The sequence below is a fragment of the Noviherbaspirillum soli genome, assembly GCF_015352955.1.
In the GTDB taxonomy this organism is placed as follows: Bacteria; Pseudomonadota; Gammaproteobacteria; order Burkholderiales; family Burkholderiaceae_D; genus Noviherbaspirillum_A; species Noviherbaspirillum_A soli.
On the sequence record NZ_JACYOX010000098.1, the window covers coordinates 1 to 1,222 of the forward strand.

Annotated in this window: 2 protein-coding genes; both read left to right on the forward strand. The window is 60.0% G+C overall.

The annotated features are described in order from the left end of the window. Positions 1-72: 72 nt before the first annotated feature. Positions 73-531 carry a helix-turn-helix domain-containing protein gene (locus tag IGW04_RS25490; protein ID WP_194715893.1) on the forward strand — a complete coding sequence of 153 codons (459 nt, stop codon included), beginning with the start codon at positions 73-75 and terminating at the stop codon, positions 529-531. A gap of 14 nt (positions 532-545) precedes the next feature. After that, positions 546-1,211, forward strand: coding sequence for an IS630 family transposase (locus tag IGW04_RS25495; RefSeq protein WP_323744910.1), 666 nt, complete (start codon positions 546-548; stop codon positions 1,209-1,211). Positions 1,212-1,222 lie beyond the last annotated feature (11 nt).

Below are 1,222 nucleotides of genomic sequence, written 5' to 3' on the forward strand. Positions count from 1 at the left end.
CTAGTAGTCTGACACAGGACATTTTTCGGTTTTAAAGCGATCTAACGGGAGGTTGTCGGGAAGGAGATCGCAATGAACCGAAAATATGTGCTGAAGTTGACGGCGGACGAACGCGGCTGGCTGGAAGGCATCGTACGCACCGGCAAGTCAGCCGCGTGGAAAATCCGCCATGCCAACGCGTTTTTGAAGATGGATCGCGGCGAGCAGGGGCCGGGCTGGCAAGATGCCCGCATCGCACAAGCCTTTGGCATGAGCACGCGCAGCCTGGAGAATTGGCGCAAGCAGGCGGTCGAAGAAGGTCCGCGCGAAGTGCTGCAGCGGCATTACCCGAGCCGGCCGCAGTGCCGCAAGCTCGATGGGCAAGCTGAAGCGCAATTGGTGAAGCTGGCGTGTTCGCAAGCGCCGGGAGAACGCACCGGCTGGACCTTGAATTTGTTGGCCAACAAGCTCGTGGAGTTGGAGGTCGTGGCGTCGATTTCGCGTGAAACGGTGCGGCGCACGCTAAAAAAAACGACCTCAAGCCGTGGCTGAAGCAGCAATGGTGCATCGCGCCGGAGCACGACGCCGACTTTGCGTGCCAGATGGAGCAAGTGCTGGAAGTGTATTGCCGGCCATACGATGTACGCCATCCGGTCATTTGCATGGATGAACAGCCCAAGCAATTGATCGATCAGGTGCGCATGCCGGTGCCAGCCCAGCCGGGTGCGGCGGCCAAGGAAGATTTCGAGTATGTTCGGCAAGGCATGTGCGTGGTGTGGATGTTTGTCGAGCCGCTGGCAGGGTGGCGTGCCGCGCCGGTGACGCTTCGCAAGACTGCCGTGGATTGGGCGCAGCAAGTGCGCGAGGTGATCGAGGCACCACGCTATGCCCAAGCCGAACGGATCACGCTGGTATGCGACAACCTCAATGTCCACCGGCTGGCCTCGCTATATGAAGCGTTTGCGCCAGAGGAAGCATTACGGCTGGCGCGCAAGCTCGAGCTGGTGCACACGCCCAAACATGGCAGTTGGCTCAACATGGCCGAGCCGGAGCTGAGCGTGTTGACGCGACAGTGCCTGGACCAGCGCCTTGGCCAACTGGAGCGGGTCAGTGAGCTTGCCCAGAAATGGGCAGAGGCGCGCAACCGGCGGCAAGCGGGGATCGACTGGCAATTCCGCACCGCCGATGCACGCATAAAGCTGAAATACCTTTATCCGAAAATTGATGAGTGACGGACTACTAG